Below are 19,231 nucleotides of genomic sequence, written 5' to 3' on the forward strand. Positions count from 1 at the left end.
CAAATAAAAATAAGATCTATCAGGTAAATTTTAGGGCGGTTAGAAATGATAGAAGCATTACTTGAAAAATATGCGATTGGTATGACCTTAATTGCGACTTTTCTCGCAATCTATTTAGCTTTTGAGATTGTACATAAACGCCGTAAGCATAAACATAAACGCAAAAGTATTTTGATCAATGTGATTCAAACTGTTGTGCTGTGTGGCGTGGTTATTGTTATTGCTCAATATGTAGACATGGCCGCAAAAGATTTTGATTTAACCTTTATTTCCACTTCTTTGGTTAATTTTATTACCATCTCATTGATTGCATTGATTTTAATGCGAAAACTGTTCCAACTAGCGAACCGACTAGAAAAAGCACAGATTAAAAAAGGCAGTGACCCCACTTCGGCACGTATTGTTGCCCGCGTGTTTAAAACAGCGATATTTGTCATTATGGTACTGCTGTTTGGCGAGCATTTTGGGATGAGCCTTTCTGGTTTGATGGCGTTTGGCGGGATTGGCGGTATTGCTATCGGTATGGCCGGTAAAGATATCCTGAGTAATTTTTTCTCTGGGTTAATGCTCTACTTTGATCGGCCCTTCAATATTGGTGATTGGGTCAGTTCACCGGATAGAAACATTGAAGGCACGGTGGTTGAAATCGGCTGGCGGATCACTAAAATTATTACGTTTGACCACCGTCCGCTATACATTCCCAACTCGGTTTTTTCTTCTATTAGTGTGGAAAACCCGGGGCGCATGACTAACCGACGTATCAAAACTGAAATTGGTTTGCGTTACGAAGATTCAGACAAAATTGGAGCTATTGTCGATGATATTCGCACGATGTTACAACAAGATGCAAATATCGATACCAGCCAAACCTTATTAGTTTATTTCGATGCTTTTGCCGACTCTTCGTTAAATATTATGGTGTATTGCTTTACCAAAACAACGGTTTGGGCTGAATGGCTAGCTGCACAGCAAGCGGTGTATTTGAAGATCATTGAGATAGTTAAACGCCACGATGCGGACTTTGCATTCCCATCACAGACTTTGTATGTGGAAAAAAACAACTAACGTCCCATTACGGATAAATTGACCGATTAATTTGTGGTGATCATCGGGTTAATTGGTTAATTTATCTTTTTATTATCTTTATGACGGCCTGAAGTATGGGGGAGAGGGTTGTGATGAGATAGAATTTTTATGCTATTAACCAGTGGGTTATAAAATATATTCGACTTTCCAAATCTTGCCCTCTTTTCTTACCATGCTAGTCATTTCAATTCCCTGATCTATCAAGTATATTGTCCGCCTCTTTTCCTCAGCTAACTAAGAGCCAGACTGCTATGAACAAAATCAATGTGGCATGTAGCCAGGGGGTCGCAATCTATTTCACTAATGAATTTCAGTGGGTAGATATTCGCGATGCACAGTTAAACAATATTGCCGCTGTCGTGCTATCTGAACAAGATGCCAACCAAGGGCTGTGGGAAAGAGTTGTTGAGAGTCAGCTGAGTATTCCGCTGTTTATCATTAGTGATAAACAGCTGCCAACCGATGAAAATTTACCACCTTATTTAACGGCGCTATTACCGCCAGCCCCGGCTGCTCGTGAAGAAAATAGCCGTCAATTGCTCGATGCTGCAAATCAGTACCTTGAGCAGTTATTACCGCCATTTTTTGCTCGAATGATGGATTATGCTGCGGGTCATAATGTGACTTTCGCCTGTCCGGGGCACCAAGGCGGCCAATTTTTCCGTCGCCACCCAACAGGGGAGCAGTTTTATCAATTTTATGGTGAAAACCTGTTTCGTACCGATTTATGCAATGCCGATGTGGCAATGGGCGATTTATTGATCCACGAGGGCGCAGCGAAAGAGGCACAAAAATTTGCCGCGAAAGTTTTTAATGCGGACAAAACTTATTTTGTCTTAAATGGCACCTCATCATCCAACAAAGTCGTGCTAAATGCGCTATTAACACCGGGTGATTTAGTTTTGTTCGATCGTAATAATCATAAATCAAACCACCATGGGGCGCTGATACAGGCGGGGGCAACACCGGTCTATTTAGAAACGGCACGTAATCCTTTTGGCTTTATTGGCGGTATTGATGCGCACTGCTTTGATGAAAGTTATTTACGTGGACTTATCCAGGAAGTGATGCCTGAAAAAGCACAAGCCCAGCGGCCATTTCGCTTAGCGGTGATCCAACTTGGAACTTATGACGGTACTGTGTATAACGCAAGGCAAGTGGTTGATAAAATTGGCCATTTGTGTGATTACATTTTATTTGATTCTGCGTGGGTGGGGTATGAACAATTTATTCCAATGATGCGCCAGTGCTCGCCATTACTATTGGAATTAAATGAAAATGACCCCGGTATTATGGTGACTCAGTCAGTTCATAAACAACTGGCTGGTTTCTCACAAGCGTCACAAATCCATAAAAAAGATAACCACATCAAGGGGCAAGAGCGCTTTGTTTCACACAAAAAACTCAACAATGCTTTTATGATGCACGCCTCTACCAGCCCATTTTATCCTCTATTTGCTTCTTTGGATGTCAATGCACGTATTCACCAAGGTGATGCAGGCAAAATGATGTGGATGGACTGTGTGAAAGTGGGGATTGAGGTAAGAAAATCGATACTTCAGCACTGCCGTTATTTTAAGCCTTTTGTTCCTGAAATCGTTGATGGCAAGTTATGGCACGAATACCCAACAGAGCAAATCGCTGCTGAGCAACGCTTTTTTAACTTCATACCGCAAGAACGTTGGCATGCGTTTGATGGCTATGCACAGGACCAATACTTCGTTGACCCCTGTAAATTGATGCTAACGACGCCAGGTATTGATGTCGAAAGTGGAGAATATGACGCTTTTGGCGTGCCTGCGACGATTTTGGCGCATTTTTTACGTGAACACGGCGTGATCCCTGAAAAATGTGACTTAAATTCAATTTTATTTTTGTTAACACCCGCAGAAACCCGTGAAAAACTGGAACTGCTAGTATCCCATTTGGTCCGTTTCGAACAGTTACTGGATGAAGATGCGTTATTAGAAGATGTATTGCCTTCGGTTTATCAGCGTTATCAAGACCATTATCAGGGTTATACATTACGCCGTTTATGCCAAGAGATGCACCAACTCAGCATTAATGACAATATTAAACAGCTGCAAAAAGAGATGTTCCGTAAAGCTCACTTCCCGGAAGTGAAAATGGCACCTCAACAGGCACATTTAGAGTTTATTCGTGGTAACTGTGAATTATTGCCATTAGATGAATTGGAAGGGCGTATTGCTGTTGAAGGGGCATTACCGTACCCACCGGGCGTATTGTGTGTCGTACCTGGGGAAGTGTGGTCGGGGCCAGTACTGCGTTATTTCAAAGCACTAGAAACGGGTATTAATGCATTACCGGGCTTTGCTCCTGAGTTACAAGGTGTGTATATTTCGAAAAATGAAGGTGAGAAAAAACGTGTCTATGCGCATGTTTTAAAATAAATTTCTAAGTATTCAGATATTAAGCATAGATTTTACCTTGCTAGCTGGTTAAATTGGGGTCAGTGCCATTTCTGACTCCAATTTTAATAAGGTAAGGTATGAGCAAAAAAATAATCCTCGATTGTGACCCCGGCCATGACGATGCTATCGCGTTATTACTGGCTTATGGTAACCCTGACATTGAATTATTGGCGGTAACAACCGTTGCTGGTAATCAAACCCTCGAAAAAGTCACTCATAATGCACTGGCTATCGCTGAAATGGCGAAGATTAGCGGTATTCCATTTGCTGCGGGCTCGGTACGCCCTTTAGTTCGGGAAATTGAAGTTGCGCCTGATATTCATGGGGAATCAGGGCTTGATGGGCCTGTATTACCGACACCAACATTGAAGCTTGATGAAAGACATGCAGTTTCACTGATTATCGAAACCATTATGTCTCACCCGCCTAAAACGGTGACTTTAGTTCCTACTGGCGCATTAACGAATATTGCGCTTGCTGCTCGTCTTGAGCCTCGCATTGTCGAACGAGTTAAAGAAGTGGTGCTGATGGGAGGGGGCTATCATGTTGGGAATTGGAGTGCGGTAGCTGAATTTAACATCAAAATTGACCCAGAAGCGGCTCATATTGTTTTCAATGAAAAATGGCCGTTAACCATGGTGGGCTTAGACCTTACCCATCAAGCGCTAGCAACTCCTGATGTAGTGAAACAAATTGCTGCGATTGGCAGTGATTGTTCACAATTTGTCGTCGAACTACTGGATTTTTTTGGAAAAATGTACAAGCAAGCTCAAGGCTTTGATGCTCCGCCAGTACACGACCCTTGTGCGGTTGCTTATGTTATTGACCCTAACGTAATGACCACACAAAAAGTGCCTGTAAATATTGAACTGACTGGGACGCACACGTTAGGCATGACGGTGGCTGACTTCCGCTATCCTGCGCCTGAAAATAGCCATACTCAAGTTGCTGTTAAATTAGACCATCATAAATTTTGGCAGTTGATTATCAACGCATTAAAAAATATTGGGTAATAAATGGATAATGAAATAGAACAAATGCCTTATGAGGCATTAATTGAACGTAGCATGAATGCGTTACAGGCCAAAAACCAATTTCATTGTGATACATGGAAATTAGATGAAGCCGATTGGTCAGTGAACCAAGACGAAGGAACCATTATTTTTCATGCGCCTGACAATATAATGGCAACAGCGCCCGTTCAAATTGTTGGTACTTATGACCAAAGCCAAGGCAGTTGGATGTGGAGCTGGGCAAACAGTTCTATCGACAGCGCTTTAACACAAGATGCAATCGCGGTGAAAGCTTATGGCGAGCGGAAAGACAACGCATTATTAACCGCCCGCATTAGTCAAATCGAGGAGTATGACGCATGGCAATTAACGGCATTGGCTTGCGAACTCAATAATCAGCAAGGGGTGTACCGTGGAATTGCGGGGCATACTTTGGTATTTATGACATTTGGTGAAGTTTCTCTTAAACAAATTTAGGTTGTATTGGTGCTTTATCTCTGGTCGATAAGGCATTTTAGCGCCTTTATTCCATAACCTATCCGTTATACTCATTTTCTTTTTCAATGAGGAGCTTGGTCATGTTAGATATTGCACTCGAAGCCGCTAAATTAGTCAAAACCATGACAGTAGACGCTTTTGAAGGGGCGGGAAAGTTTGATTATAAACCCGATCGTTCCGTAGTTACGGAAACGGATACCCGAGTTGAAGAAGAAATTAGGGCATTCTTTGCACAAAAAACACCGAATATCGCTGTTTTAGGTGAGGAGTTTGGCTTTGTCGGTGAGCAGCAATTCAGTTCTGGTTGGGTAATTGACCCGATTGATGGTACGCGTGCATTTATTTATGGAGTGCCGTTATTTAGTACGTTAATTGCTTATGTGGAAAATGGGGAACCATTACTTAGTGTGATTAGTTTTCCCGCGATATCCACACTCTACTTTGCTTCACAAGGGGAAGGGTGCTGGGTGCAAACAGCTAGTCAGGCTCCAAGACAGCTTAAACTCGAAAGCCAATCGCCTAAATCATTATCAGAAGCAGTGGTAAGCGCATCAGGCATTCATAATAGTAATTATAATTCCCGAGAAGGGTCGCAAATTTATCATTTGGATGCGGTTGTGGGCCAAGCAAGGGACTTCATTTTTGCTAATGACGCTTATCAGCATGCCATGGTTGCCAGCGGTCGCATTCATGGTGCGATTGATACCATTATGAAACCTTGGGATAGTGCGGCACTTATTCCGTGTATCCGAGAGGCGGGCGGGGAAGTTTGTGCATTAAATGGACAGCGTAAGCAAGCCATGTTTGCGGGAAGCTTGCTATCAGCCGCAACGCCAGAATTAGCGGAGCAAATTATTGAACTGATGAATAGTTGAAGATGAGAGCGTGAAGATAAGCCTCTTCACGCGATTTAGTTGATATAAATTAGCTAAAATCAAAATGCAAACGTAGTTTTTTGCAATGTAAACAACGGAATAAATAACCTTGAGCAGAGCTATCTTGATGGAGAATATTCGCGAGCTCTGAAATTGAAAAACCATAATCAGCGATATCATTTTCAAGGGAAACAAATTCATCGAGTCTATCTTTGATGTCATCCCAGTAAACATAGCCTATGAATTCACAAGGCTCTTGGCAGTGTGCGAGCCAAATTTCTTGTTGCCACCCTTGATAGCCCGGTGTTCGTTTAATTAGTTCATCAAACAGTTCAGTAGGGTAGGGGTTTAGGGTATGTGAAAACTCGCCGTCCTCGTCATATTCGCAATCAATACCTTCAACACTGTCAGGGTCTTGAAACTCACCATCAAATTTTGCACTGGCAGAACCATCAGCAATACACCAAGGACACAAAGCATCAATATCCGCAGTAGAATAAAACGGGCTTTCATAATAAATATCAGTAGGTTGCTTACAACAATCACAGGTTACTGTTTTATCCGTCAGAAAAGCTTCTGTTTCAATAGGGTTCGGGTGGTACCTAAATGTAGGGAGTGTTCGGTTATTGAGTGGCATATACAGTTCCTATTAAAGGTTGCGCGAGAAGTAAACCAACTTTGGGAAAGCATACCACAAGGCTGCTTGATTATATCTTTCGGTTTTATTCCATGGTGAGTTTCAGATAAAGTACATTGTTCAGTTAATTTGAATAAATTGAGCTATATTATTAGCTTTAACCTAAATAACATTGTCGATATGATGCCTTCATCGCAGACAACAAGGGTTGTCTCATCGAATAAAAAATGAAGGAATTAGACTATGAACATGTTAAAAACTTTGATGGCAGCTTCTGTATTATCTTTCGTCGCATTTGGTGCATCAGCAGCAACAATCACCGCAACAGGTGATACGCTAGCTTCAACAGAAGCGAAAATTGCAGCTAAAGCTAAAGCAGCGGGCGCAGATAGCTATACAATTACCAGTGCTCGTATGGGGAATTTTGTCACAATGAGCGCAGAAACTAAATAACGAATTGTATGAATTCATCTTGTTGAAATATTTTTGATAAAAAGTGGTGTTTTAGGCGCGATAAGCAGATTAAATACCACTTTTGTTTTATCTGAACCCACATAGAGTACTTTTCTAATCATTGAGGAGTCGTTGATATGAGTTTCAAATATAACCGCCTAGATAAAGATAATGCAGCTGTATTACTTGTTGACCATCAAACGGGTTTGTTATCGCTAGTTCGTGACCAAGACCCAGATAAATTCAAGAACAGCGTGTTAGCACTGGCCGATTTGGCAAAGTATTTTAACTTACCAACTATTTTGACTACATCTTTTGAAGATGGTCCTAATGGCCCGTTAGTTCCTGAATTAAAAGAAACATTTCCTGATGCCCCTTTCATTGCTCGCCCTGGTCAAATCAACGCGTGGGATAACGAAGAGTTCGTTAAAGCTGTCAAAGCCACAGGTAAAAAACAGCTGATTATTGCCGGTGTTGTGACAGAAGTATGCGTGGCATTTCCTGCACTATCTGCACTGGAAGAAGGCTATGAAGTTTTTGTGATCACTGATGCCTCAGGTACATTTAACCCGATTACACGTGATGCCGCGTGGGATAGAATGTCAAAAGCAGGTGCTCAATTGATGAGCTGGTTTGGTGCCGCTTGTGAATTACACCGTGATTGGCGTAATGATGTGGAAGGGTTAGGCACTTTGTTTTCAAACCATATCCCTGATTACCGCAACTTAATGACCAGCTATGCACTGCTTTCTGCGAAAAAATAGTGCGTAACTGGGTATTAAAATGACATAATTGGTTTAAAAATCCTCGATACGACATTGCTCATATCGGGGGTTATTTCGTTAAATTAACTGAGTTCAGCCGCTCATTTTCGTCATCATCGCACTTAATTCGCTCTATGTTATAATAGCCTGCTGTTTTTGCTTGGCTCCTTACTTTTGGGGGCTATCCATTTGATTTCAATACACAAGACCACCATGCATCAAAATACCTCAAAACAAGGCTACACCAACCTAAACCGATTTTCCGTTGCGCCGATGCTCGATTGGACAGATCGCCATTGCCGTTATTTTCATCGCTTATTAAGCAAAAATACCTTGCTGTATACCGAAATGGTCACAACAGGGGCGATTATTTACGGAAAAGGGGACTATCTTGCTTTTAGTGAGGAAGAGCATCCTGTTGCGTTACAGCTTGGTGGTAGCGATCCTGCCGCATTAGCGCAATGTGCCAAATTGGCACAAGAGCGTGGTTATGATGAAATTAACCTAAATGTAGGTTGCCCATCAGATCGCGTACAAAATGGGCGTTTTGGTGCTTGTTTAATGGGAGATGCGCAGCTTGTTGCTGATTGTGTGAAAGCCATGCAAGACGTGGTTTCTATTCCTGTAACCGTAAAAACTCGTATTGGTATTGATGAGCAAGACAGCTACGCGTTTTTATGTGATTTTATTGAAACTGTTTCTGATAAAGGCGGCTGTGAAATGTTTATTATCCATGCACGTAAAGCATGGTTGTCCGGCCTTAGCCCAAAAGAAAATCGCGAAATCCCACCACTTGATTACCCGCGAGTTTATCAATTAAAACGTGATTTTCCTCATTTGACCATGGCGATTAATGGTGGAGTCAAAACGCTGGAAGAAGCAAAAGAGCATCTTCAACACCTAGATGGCGTCATGGTGGGGCGCGAAGCCTATCAAAACCCGTCTATTTTAACGGCGGTTGATAACCAATTGTTTGGTGAGCACTTTCCTGTCACTAATGGTGTTGACGCTGTTAGAGCGATGTACCCTTACATCGAAAAAGAGTTATCGAAAGGCGCTTATTTAGGCCATATGACCCGCCATATGTTAGGGATTTTCCAAGGTATCCCCGGCGCACGTCAGTGGCGTCGTCATTTAAGTGAAAATGCGCATAAAAAAGGGGCTGACTTAGTCGTTGTTGAGCAAGCTCTCGAGTTTGTGACGCGTGGCGAATAGCTATCATGTGGGGAAAAAAGCGCCATTTGGCGCTTTTTGCATATTGAGTCGCTTATTATGGAACCAATAAACTCGAACCTTGGGTTTTTCTTGATTCGATAGTGAGGTGAGCTTTTTGTGCATCTTTTAAAGCAAAAATTTGTGATTGCGGCACATCTACATTCACTTTTCCGCTTAAAATCATATCAAATAAGGCATTACTAGCTTGGTCTAGCTCAGCACGGTTAGTCACATAGACACCAAGTGATGGGCGAGTGACGTATAATCCGCCTTTTTGGTTTAAAATTCCTAAGTTTACACCGGTAACAGGACCAGAAGCGTTACCAAAACTCACCATTAAGCCGCGACGCTTGAGCGAGTCTAAAGAAGCAATCCATGTAGATTGACCGACAGAGTCATACGCCACATTCACTTTCTCGCCATTAGTGATTTCTTTCACGCGAGCTGCAATGTCTTCTGTTTGGTAATTGATGACTTCCCATGCCCCGGCATCTTTGGCTCTTAACGCTTTATCTGCAGAACCCACCGTGCCTATCATCTTAGCGCCTAGCGCGTTTGCCCATTGGCAAGCTATCAACCCAACGCCACCTGCAGCGGCGTGGAACAGAAAGACTTCGTCACGTTTCAGTTGATATGTCTGATGGAATAAATAATAAACCGTCATGCCTTTTAATGAGCTGGCAGCGGCTTGTTCAAAGGTAATACCATCAGGAAGGTGTGCCACGGCACTTTCAGGGACATTATGGACTTCGCTATAAGCACCTAGAGGGCCTTGCGCATAAACGACACGGTCACCGGGCTTGAAACCTGTGACATGGGCACCAGTTTTCACAACAACACCTGCCGCCTCTGTACCAAGGCCACTTGGTAGCTTAGCAACAGGGTATAAACCGCTGCGAACATAGGTGTCGATAAAGTTAATCCCGATAGCACGGTTTTCTATTTGAATTTCATTATCTGCTGGGTTTGCTGGGGAATAATCTACTAAGTTAAGTACATCAGCGCCGCCATGTTGCGCGAATTCAATACGTTTTGCCATGACAATCTCCAATAAGGACTATTCATTTTAATTACAATAACAATCGTTTTATCATAACGCCATGTTTCAATCAGAAGAATTATAGGTTTGTGCTTTCAGTGATGTATTTTATCTTGTGATTACTTTGCGCAAAGACGCAAAGAAAACCACAAAAAAATAAGATTGGCGTATACTAAGCGCAGATCGTTAATTATAGACTTGGATATTAATGTATGGCTAAAAAACCCTCATCAAATTTTAAAACGGATGCCCCACGAGACCACCAAATGGAAGGGTTAAAACTTCCACCACATTCTCTCGAAGCGGAGCAGTCTGTTTTAGGGGGGTTAATGTTAGATAACGAGCGTTGGGATACCGTTTCTGAACGTGTGACCCACGCTGATTTCTTTAGCCGCCCCCACCGTACCATTTTCTCACAGATGCAATTTTTGCTTGAGCAAGGCAAACCTATTGACCTTATCACCTTATCAGAATCACTAGAACAGCAGGGTGAGTTGGATAGCGTCGGTGGTTTTGCTTATTTGGCTGAGCTATCTAAAAATACGCCAAGTGCGGCGAATATTAATGCTTATGCAGACATCGTCCGCGAACGTGCGATTGTTCGGGATATGATTTCAGTCGCTAATGAAATTGCAGATGCAGGTTATGATCCACAAGGGCGAAGCAGTGAAGATCTCCTCGATTTAGCCGAAACCAAAGTATTCCAAATCGCCGAGTCAAGAGCGAATAAAGACGAAGGGCCAAAAGGTATTGAAGCCATTTTGTCTGAAACTGTTGAAAAAATTGAGCAACTTTACCAACAACCGCACGACGGTGTTACTGGGGTTTCAACAGGTTACCAAGACCTCGATAAAAAAACCGCAGGTTTACAAGGTTCTGATTTAATTATTGTGGCCGCGCGTCCATCGATGGGGAAAACCACTTTTGCAATGAACTTGTGCGAAAACGCGGCGATGACGGAAGAAAAACCTGTTTTAATCTTCAGTTTAGAGATGCCAGGAAACCAAATCATGATGCGTATGTTGGCATCATTATCCCGTGTTGACCAAACCCGTATTCGTACTGGGCAACTTGATGATGAGGATTGGGCGCGAATTTCAAGCACGATGGGTATTTTGATGGAAAAGCGCAATATGTACATCGATGACTCTTCGGGCCTGACTCCCACAGAGGTTCGTTCACGTGCGAGGCGTATTTATCGTGAACATGGTGGTTTAAGTTTGATCATGATTGACTACCTCCAATTGATGCGAGTTCCTGCTCTTTCTGACAACCGTACGTTAGAAATTGCCGAAATTTCACGTTCACTTAAGGCGCTAGCGAAAGAATTAAATGTACCTGTGGTGGCTCTGTCGCAGTTAAACCGTAGTCTTGAGCAACGTGCCGATAAGCGCCCTGTTAACTCGGATTTACGTGAATCAGGGTCTATCGAGCAGGATGCGGACTTAATCATGTTTATCTACCGTGATGAGGTTTATCACGATAATAGTGAGCTCAAAGGGGTTGCGGAAATCATTCTCGGTAAACAACGTAATGGGCCGATTGGTACGGTGCGGTTGACGTTTAATGGGCAGTGGTCGCGCTTCGATAATTATGCAGGGCCAGCTTATAATGATGAGGACTAAATCCTCATCATAAATACTCGTCATATTTTGCGCTGTCACGGTGTTGGCTGCACTCGGCTACGCGAATCATATACTTATGTATGCTTCTTGGATTAGCTCAATCGCCGCCTAGCGACAATGCAAACTATTTAGAGTATTAAAGTTAAACTAGTTTGAATAATTTTTTCTTTATACAGAAACAAGATCGAATGGAAATTGATATTTTTTAGCGTATAACAAATAGAGAATATATTGGGCTGCCAAAGGGCAGCTTAATTTTTAGCGGGTTTAGAGAAAAAGAACGAGGAAACAATGAAAGCGGCAACCGCATTGATAAACCGCCGCGCTCTGCGACACAACTTGCAACGGGTGAAAGAAATTGCACCAAATAGCCAGATGATTGCAGTTGTCAAAGCAAACGCTTATGGTCATGGGTTAGTAGGGGTTGGTCAGGCAGTAGAAGAGCTGGTGGATGGCTTTGGTGTGGCAAGACTCAATGAGGCGCTACTATTACGGCAGCACGGTGTGATAAAACCGATTGTTTTACTGGAGGGTTTTTTTGAACAATCTGACTTGTTGTTAATGGCAGAACACCAGATTGACACCGTGATCCACTGTATAGAACAGCTTGAAATGCTAGAAGCCACCAAATTACCCTATCCTCTTAAAGTTTGGATGAAACTGGATACAGGTATGCACCGCCTTGGCATACTTCCTAAAGATGCCGAAGGCTTTTATCAACGTTTACAACGCTGCCAGCAAGTTCAGCTCCCTATCAATATTGTTAGTCATTTTTGCCAAGCGGATGCCCCCCATTTACCGACGACTGAAAAACAAATTGCCTGCTTTAAACAGTTTATTGACGGTAAAGAGGGTGAGAAATCCATTGCCGCCTCCGCAGGAATTTTACTTTGGCCAGAAGCTCACTATGACTGGGTTCGTCCAGGGATCATGATGTATGGCGCTTCGCCACAAGAAGGGAAAAGTGCAGAAGACTTCGGTTTGCTTCCTGTGATGACACTAAAATCAACATTAATTGCGGTTAGGGAACATGCGGCAGGACAATGTGTAGGTTATGGTGAAACATGGTGTAGTGACAAAGACACACTGCTTGGTGTTGTTGCAATCGGCTATGGTGATGGTTATCCACGTAACGTACCTTCAGGCACACCGGTGTTAATTAATGGGCGAAAAGTGCCTATTGTTGGGCGAATTTCCATGGATATGACAGTGGTGGATTTGGGACTAAATGCCGATGATAAAGTGGGGGATGACGTTATTTTGTGGGGAAATCAACTACCGGTTGAAGAAATTGCCACACAAACAGGCATTATCAACTATGAGTTACTGACGAAGTTAACCTCTAGAGTTGCAATGGAATATGTAGACGAATAGCCAGCAAAGGGTTATTTTCAGATAACAACGTAAAAATGGCGCTAAATATGGCAAATCATCGCTTGGTTTATTTAGCGTAAAATAATGATTAGGAGATGTCCTGTGTTCGAACATGTTGATGCTTATCCGGGCGACCCAATTCTGTCGTTAATGGATGAATTTAATAAAGACTCTCGTGAAAATAAAATTAATTTGAGTATCGGTCTTTACTATGATGGTGACGGGAAAACCCCTGAACTGGCGACAGTCGGTACGGCAAAAGCGGCGTTAAATAAACTGCCAGCAAGCGCATCACTGTATTTGCCTATGGAAGGTTTGAAAGATTACCGTACTGAATTACAAAAATTAGTATTTGGTGAGGATTGCCCGCTAATTGCACAGGAACGTATCGCTACCGTCCAAACGATTGGTGGTTCTGGTGCGTTAAAAATTGGTGCTGATTTTTTACATCAATATTATCCCGATTCCGAAGTGTGGTGCAGTGACCCAACTTGGGAAAACCATGCCTCTATTTTTTCAGGTGCGGGAACAAAAGTGCATTACTACCCGTACTTTGATGAAAAAACCAAAGGCGTTAAATTTGATGAGATGCTAGCGACATTCAAACAATTGCCTGCTAATAGCATCATCCTAATGCACCCGTGCTGTCATAACCCAACAGGCTCCGACCTGACTCCTGCACAATGGGATGAAGTCACTAAGGTAGCATTAGAACGCAAATTGATCCCATTTTTAGATATTGCTTATCAAGGTTTTGCAGAAGGCATTAATGAAGATGCTTATGCTATCCGAGCGATGGTTAAAGCTGGCTTACCCGTGTTTGTCAGTAACTCATTTTCTAAAATCTTTGGTATCTACGGTGAACGTGCAGGTGGCCTTTCTGTGATCTGTGAAAACCAAGATGAACGTGACCGTGTGTTAGGCCAGTTAAAAGCGGGTGTTCGCCGTTTATATTCTAGCCCGCCATCTAATGGTGCAAAAATTGTTGCTGCGGTATTAACCAACAGCGCAGAAAAAGCCAAATGGTTAGCGGAAGTGGAAGAGATGCGCTTACGTATTTTAGACATGCGTACGGTATTGGTGGATGAGCTAAAAAAAGCATTACCAAACCAAAATTTCGATCACTTATTAAAGCAGCGCGGCATGTTCAGCTACACTGGTTTTTCTAAAGAGCAAGTGGCTCGCTTGAAAGACGAATTTGCGGTTTACTTGGTTGGAACTGGCCGTGTTTGTATGGCAGGTGTCAATCGCCATAATGTTAAACGCATTGTTGAAGCATTTGCTGCCGTTAGCCAATAATTCTTAGCTATCGTAATAATTATCAGGGAACAAAATGCTCCCTGATAATCTTCTTACTTATTTTTTAATGGCCTTTCTACTTAGTAGCCGCGTTCTAAAATCGTTTTTAAGAACCGTGCGGTGTGAGATTTTTCACACTCAGCCACTTCTTCTGGTGTGCCTGCAATTAAGATTTCACCGCCGCCACTACCCCCTTCAGGGCCTAAATCGACAATCCAGTCCGCTGTCTTAATGACATCAAGGTTGTGCTCAATCACCACAATGGTGTTTCCTTGGTCACGAAGCTGATGTAAAACGACTAAGAGCTGTTGAATATCAGCAAAGTGCAGGCCAGTTGTTGGTTCATCCAAAATATAGATAGTTTGCCCTGTACCGCGTTTAGATAACTCTTTAGCTAATTTCACACGCTGTGCTTCACCACCAGAGAGCGTCGTCGCTGATTGACCGAGGCGGATATAGGATAAACCAACGTCCATCAGCGTTTGTAACTTGCGGGCAAGGGCAGGTACGGCATCAAAAAATTCACGAGACTCTTCGATGGTCATATCCAGCACTTCATGGATATTTTTACCTTTATATTTAATTTCTAGCGTTTCGCGGTTATAGCGTTTGCCTTTACATTGGTCACAAGGGACATACACATCAGGCAAGAAGTGCATTTCAACCTTAATAACCCCATCACCTTGGCAAGCTTCACAACGACCGCCTTTAACGTTAAAGCTAAAACGCCCTGGGTTATAACCACGAGTCCGAGACTCAGGCACACCAGCAAATAGTTCACGCACAGGTGTAAACACACCAGTATAGGTGGCAGGGTTCGAACGTGGTGTACGGCCTATTGGGCTCTGGTCAATATCAATGACTTTGTCAAAGTGCTCTAAACCTTCTACATCTAAATAAGGGGCAGGGGTGATGGTAGTCGCCCCATTTAATTGGCGTTGAGCAATAGGGAATAGCGTATCGTTTATCAGTGTTGATTTGCCTGAACCAGACACGCCAGTGATGCAGGTAAATAACCCAACAGGGACTTTTAACGTCACATTTTTCAGGTTGTTGCCCTTTGCCCCAAACACCGTCAGCATTTTATCTTTATTTATTGGAACGCGTTTCTGTGGGATATCAATTCTGCGCTCACCACTTAAAAATTTACCAGTGAGTGAGTCAGGGTTTGCGACAATATCTTCCAGCGTTCCTTGGGCAACAATTTGCCCACCATGTACACCGGCACCCGGGCCGATATCAATCACATGGTCAGCAGCGCGGATCGCGTCTTCGTCATGTTCAACGACGATCACGGTATTCCCCAGATCACGCAGGTGGATCAAGGTTTCAAGTAAGCGGTCATTATCACGTTGGTGTAAGCCAATTGAAGGTTCATCAAGGACATACATCACTCCCACTAAACCAGCACCAATTTGGCTTGCTAAACGAATGCGTTGTGCTTCGCCACCAGACAAGGTGTCAGCAGAGCGTGAAAGTGTCAGATAATTAAGCCCAACATTGACGAGAAATTTCAGGCGATCGCCAATTTCTTTTAAAACTTTTTCTGCGATTTGAGCGCGCTGGCCTGTGAGTTTTAGATTTTGGAAAAACTCCATTGCGTGGCCAATGCTGTAATCTGCGATTTCAGGCAATGTCGTATTTTCAACAAATACAAAGCGCGCCTCTTTACGTAAGCGCGTCCCATGGCAAGAGACACATGGACGGTTGCTAATATATTTCGCTAATTCTTCACGGACAGCCGTTGATTCTGTTTCTTTATAACGGCGTTCCATATTATTGAGCACGCCTTCAAAAGGGTGCCGGCGCACAGTGATGTCGCCACGGTCATTACGGTATTTAAACTCAATCGTTTCTTTGCCTGAACCATATAAAATAATTTTTTGAATGGCAGGACTCAGACTGTCATAAGGCGCTTCCACATCAAATTTATAATGCTCAGCTAATGACATCAGCATTTGGAAATAGTAAAAATTACGGCGATCCCAACCCCGAATTGCACCACCTGCGAGTGAGATTTCAGTATTTTGAATGACTCTTTCGGGATCAAAAAACTGCTGAACACCTAAGCCATCACAGCTTGGACAGGCCCCTGCAGGGTTGTTAAAAGAAAATAGGCGAGGTTCAAGTTCCACCATACTGTAGCCGCAAACAGAGCAGGCAAAATTGGCAGAAAAAACCAGTTCTTCTGCATTCGCATCATCCATATCCGCGACAATTGCGGTACCGCCAGAGAGTTCTAGTGCGGTTTCAAAGGATTCGGCTAAACGCTGAGCGATGTCATCACGAATTTTAAAACGATCGACAATGACTTCAATCGTATGTTTTTTCTGTAATTCGAGCTTTGGTGGATCGGATAGATCGCAAACTTCCCCATCAATTCGGGCACGGATATAGCCTTGGCTGGCTAAGTTATCGAGTAACTTAACGTGCTCCCCTTTACGTTCTTTAACGACAGGAGCAAGTAGCATCATTCGGCGATCGGTGGGTTGAGCCAGAACATTATCGACCATCTGGCTAACAGTTTGAGCCGCAAGCGGTATGTCGTGATCAGGGCAGCGAGGTTCACCAACACGTGCAAATAATAGCCGCAGATAGTCATGAATTTCTGTGATGGTTCCGACCGTCGAACGTGGGTTGTGTGAAGTGGATTTTTGTTCAATCGAAATTGCAGGGGATAACCCTTCAATATGATCGACATCCGGTTTCTCCATTAAAGAAAGAAACTGGCGAGCATAAGCAGATAAAGATTCAACATAACGGCGCTGACCCTCTGCATACAGGGTATCAAAAGCTAAAGATGATTTCCCTGAACCAGATAACCCAGTAATAACAATGAGTTTGTCGCGAGGGATGATGAGATTGATGTTTTTCAGATTATGCGTGCGTGCGCCGCGGACTTCGATATTATCCATTTACCACTTCCCGGATGATTTGATATTGAACAATCGCAAGAGACTATTATCACATATTTATGGCTGAATGGATATACAGTATTTCCTATTCGTCATATTTCAAACCGTGGCGTTGTTGGCTGCTCTCAGCTACGCAGGTCACATACTTTTGTATGCTCCCCGCGATACCTTCGCTTGCCGCCTAGCCACAGCTTGAACTATTTAGAATAGGTTCTGCTCATCATATTTCAAACCGTGGTGTTGTTGGCTGCTCTCAGCTACGTAGGTCACATACTTTTGTATGCTCTCTGCGATATCTTCGCTTTATTTTTACTCGTCATATTTCAAACCGTGGCGTTGTTGGCTGCTCTCAGCTACGCAGGTCACATACTTTTGTATGCTCCCCGCGATACCTTCGCTTGCCGCCTAGCCACAGCTTGAACTATTTAGAGTAAGATTTTAATGGTGAAACAGAAAAACAGCGATCTGCATTTATCGAAAAGATAGATGCTGTGCGAATTATTTTGTGTCTATACTGAAAATTGGCACGGTAGAATTTCACCAAAAGTTGGAAAGCGTTTCGCAAATTAACAAGCTTAATTTCAAATATTGGTGCAAATCAGCTCTGTCGTGGTAAACTTCACGGCTAATCCAGAGATTAAAATTCAATGCATCAGGAGTGATAAATGGCCAGCAGAGGCGTAAATAAAGTAATTCTTATCGGTAACCTAGGACAAGATCCAGAAATCCGTTATATGCCTAACGGCGGAGCTGTGGCAAACCTGACTCTGGCAACTTCTGAAAGTTGGCGTGACAAGCAAACCGGTGAGATGCGTGAAAAAACCGAATGGCACCGCGTGGTTATTTTCGGCAAATTAGCGGAAGTGGCGGGTGAATACCTGAAAAAAGGTTCACAAGTCTATATAGAAGGTTCTTTGCAAACACGTAAATGGCAAGATCAAAGTGGTCAAGACCGTTACACGACAGAAGTTGTTGTGAATATCGGTGGCTCAATGCAAATGCTAGGTGGCCGTGGCGGTGATGCACCATCACAAGGTCAAGGCGGCCAAGGCGGTTGGGGCCAACCTCAACAGCCTCAAGCAGCACAACAATTTAGTGGTGGCGGAGCTCCAGCCGCACGCTCATCAGCACCTGCTCCACAAACTAATGAACCACCAATGGATTTCGATGACGATATTCCGTTCTAATTTATTTGCTGATTAGAATGCACAAAAAATAAAGGCTTCCTCGTGAAGCCTTTATTTTTTAATAAAGATAAATGTATAAAATTATATACCCCAAAAATTATTATTTTTTTATTAAGATAGTAAAGTAAATATAAAACTGAAACCTTAAGGTTTTATTAATTTTAAATTAAGGTTTTCTTAACTAAATGGGAAATAATAAAGCCCCAGTAGTTAACTTACATGGGGCTTTGTATTGGTAGTGTTATTAAAAAAGGAAATATAAATTTTATTTTCATATTAGCGTATCAAGCTACTTTAGGTTCCAGTAGTAATGGGTCATTTTGACTTTCACCCGATAGGCGATAGATTGACGGTGACGTACCTAAATAAGCTCTAAATCGCTTTGCAAAAGATTGTTGGGAGTCGAATTGGTATTTTAATGCAATATCAATAACTTGAAGCTCGGTAGAACATAGGTCTTTAGCAGCTTCACAAATTCTCCTTCGGCGAATATATTCACCTAAAGGCATACCTACGACTTTTCTAAATACTCTTTGTAAATGCCATTTTGTATATCCTGATCTGAGTGCGATATCATCGAGTAATAAACGACTGGTTAAGTTCATTTCAATCCAAACTAATATTTCATTAACAACTGTAGATTGAAATTCTGTGTATTTCCCATTACAGGGAACAGGGATTTCTTTATACATAATATCTTCCTATTAGTTACTTTTTAATCTTATCCGTCATTAAGTCAATAGCCAATAAATAAATGGTAAACAAAACCGAATACAGTTTGTTAATTTGTAAAATAGACAAAACACCGATTTTTAATTA

Annotated in this window: 16 protein-coding genes; 12 read left to right on the plus strand and 4 right to left on the minus strand. The window is 42.6% G+C overall.

Translation table 11 applies throughout. The features are described 5' to 3' along the window. Window positions 1-45 precede the first annotated feature (45 nt). The 5 genes from M1F25_RS02095 to M1F25_RS02115 all read left to right on the plus strand — a co-directional run bounded on the left by M1F25_RS02095 (window position 46) and on the right by M1F25_RS02115 (window position 5,904). Entirely contained in the window at window positions 46-1,065 is a 1,020-nt protein-coding gene (locus M1F25_RS02095) for a mechanosensitive ion channel family protein (RefSeq protein WP_096864598.1), read from the plus strand. Between the two features lie 272 nt (window positions 1,066-1,337). Continuing rightward, window positions 1,338-3,497: an ornithine decarboxylase gene (locus M1F25_RS02100; RefSeq protein ID WP_004260934.1), complete on the plus strand. Its 2,160-nt coding sequence runs from the start codon at window positions 1,338-1,340 to the stop codon at window positions 3,495-3,497. A 98-nt stretch (window positions 3,498-3,595) separates the two neighbouring features. Continuing rightward, window positions 3,596-4,531 (plus strand): nucleoside hydrolase, encoded by a 936-nt coding sequence (locus tag M1F25_RS02105; protein ID WP_004260931.1) that lies wholly within the window; start codon window positions 3,596-3,598, stop codon window positions 4,529-4,531. Window positions 4,532-4,534: 3 nt separating this feature from the next. Beyond that, complete coding sequence (locus M1F25_RS02110) at window positions 4,535-5,008, plus strand: DUF6882 domain-containing protein (RefSeq protein ID WP_094961408.1); 474 nt, start codon at window positions 4,535-4,537, stop codon at window positions 5,006-5,008. Window positions 5,009-5,109: 101 nt separating this feature from the next. Further along, window positions 5,110-5,904, plus strand: coding sequence for an inositol monophosphatase family protein (locus M1F25_RS02115; RefSeq protein WP_140172634.1), 795 nt, complete (start codon window positions 5,110-5,112; stop codon window positions 5,902-5,904). 49 nt (window positions 5,905-5,953) lie between these two features. Here M1F25_RS02115 and cbrC read toward each other — a convergent pair whose 3' ends face one another. Continuing rightward, on the minus strand, window positions 5,954-6,541 hold the full coding sequence (gene cbrC / locus M1F25_RS02120) for a PF03691 family colicin E2 tolerance protein CbrC (protein WP_181489181.1): 588 nt from the start codon (window positions 6,539-6,541) through the stop codon (window positions 5,954-5,956). Window positions 6,542-6,784: 243 nt separating this feature from the next. On the opposite strand from cbrC, the gene M1F25_RS02125 reads away from it, so the two are divergent. The 3 genes from M1F25_RS02125 to dusA all read left to right on the plus strand — a co-directional run bounded on the left by M1F25_RS02125 (window position 6,785) and on the right by dusA (window position 8,973). Next, a complete protein-coding gene (locus tag M1F25_RS02125) occupies window positions 6,785-6,994 on the plus strand; it encodes a YdgH/BhsA/McbA-like domain containing protein (RefSeq protein WP_004260921.1) in 210 nt (69 codons plus the stop codon). Between the two features lie 137 nt (window positions 6,995-7,131). After that, window positions 7,132-7,758, plus strand: a complete 627-nt coding sequence (gene ycaC / locus M1F25_RS02130) for an isochorismate family cysteine hydrolase YcaC (protein ID WP_004260919.1) — start codon at window positions 7,132-7,134, stop codon at window positions 7,756-7,758. A 213-nt stretch (window positions 7,759-7,971) separates the two neighbouring features. After that, the gene (dusA, locus tag M1F25_RS02135) at window positions 7,972-8,973 is read left to right on the plus strand and encodes a tRNA dihydrouridine(20/20a) synthase DusA (RefSeq protein ID WP_109912593.1); all 1,002 of its coding nucleotides are present in this window, start codon (window positions 7,972-7,974) and stop codon (window positions 8,971-8,973) included. Between the two features lie 55 nt (window positions 8,974-9,028). Here the strand turns inward: dusA and M1F25_RS02140 are convergent, their stop codons facing one another. Further along, window positions 9,029-10,012, minus strand: coding sequence for a quinone oxidoreductase (locus tag M1F25_RS02140; protein ID WP_110731425.1), 984 nt, complete (start codon window positions 10,010-10,012; stop codon window positions 9,029-9,031). Window positions 10,013-10,224: 212 nt separating this feature from the next. Here M1F25_RS02140 and dnaB point away from each other — a divergent pair, with 212 nt between their 5' ends. The 3 genes from dnaB to M1F25_RS02155 all read left to right on the plus strand — a co-directional run bounded on the left by dnaB (window position 10,225) and on the right by M1F25_RS02155 (window position 14,310). Next, window positions 10,225-11,637 (plus strand): replicative DNA helicase, encoded by a 1,413-nt coding sequence (gene dnaB / locus M1F25_RS02145; RefSeq protein WP_004260904.1) that lies wholly within the window; start codon window positions 10,225-10,227, stop codon window positions 11,635-11,637. A gap of 291 nt (window positions 11,638-11,928) precedes the next feature. Continuing rightward, window positions 11,929-13,011 carry an alanine racemase gene (gene alr, locus M1F25_RS02150; protein ID WP_004260901.1) on the plus strand — a complete coding sequence of 361 codons (1,083 nt, stop codon included), beginning with the start codon at window positions 11,929-11,931 and terminating at the stop codon, window positions 13,009-13,011. A gap of 102 nt (window positions 13,012-13,113) precedes the next feature. Beyond that, entirely contained in the window at window positions 13,114-14,310 is a 1,197-nt protein-coding gene (locus M1F25_RS02155) for an aromatic amino acid transaminase (RefSeq protein ID WP_036958319.1), read from the plus strand. Window positions 14,311-14,390: 80 nt separating this feature from the next. Here M1F25_RS02155 and uvrA read toward each other — a convergent pair whose 3' ends face one another. Further along, the gene (gene uvrA, locus M1F25_RS02160; protein WP_112307708.1) at window positions 14,391-17,225 is read right to left on the minus strand and encodes an excinuclease ABC subunit UvrA; all 2,835 of its coding nucleotides are present in this window, start codon (window positions 17,223-17,225) and stop codon (window positions 14,391-14,393) included. 665 nt (window positions 17,226-17,890) lie between these two features. Here uvrA and M1F25_RS02165 point away from each other — a divergent pair. Further along, window positions 17,891-18,412, plus strand: coding sequence for a single-stranded DNA-binding protein (locus tag M1F25_RS02165; RefSeq protein WP_096864666.1), 522 nt, complete (start codon window positions 17,891-17,893; stop codon window positions 18,410-18,412). Window positions 18,413-18,696: 284 nt separating this feature from the next. On the opposite strand, the gene M1F25_RS02170 is transcribed toward M1F25_RS02165, so the two are convergent. Continuing rightward, on the minus strand, window positions 18,697-19,104 hold the full coding sequence (locus M1F25_RS02170; protein WP_004260890.1) for a helix-turn-helix domain-containing protein: 408 nt from the start codon (window positions 19,102-19,104) through the stop codon (window positions 18,697-18,699). Between the last annotated feature and the right edge of the window lie 127 nt (window positions 19,105-19,231).

The organism is Providencia sp. PROV109 (genome assembly GCF_033681625.1).
In the GTDB taxonomy this organism is placed as follows: Bacteria; Pseudomonadota; Gammaproteobacteria; order Enterobacterales; family Enterobacteriaceae; genus Providencia; species Providencia hangzhouensis.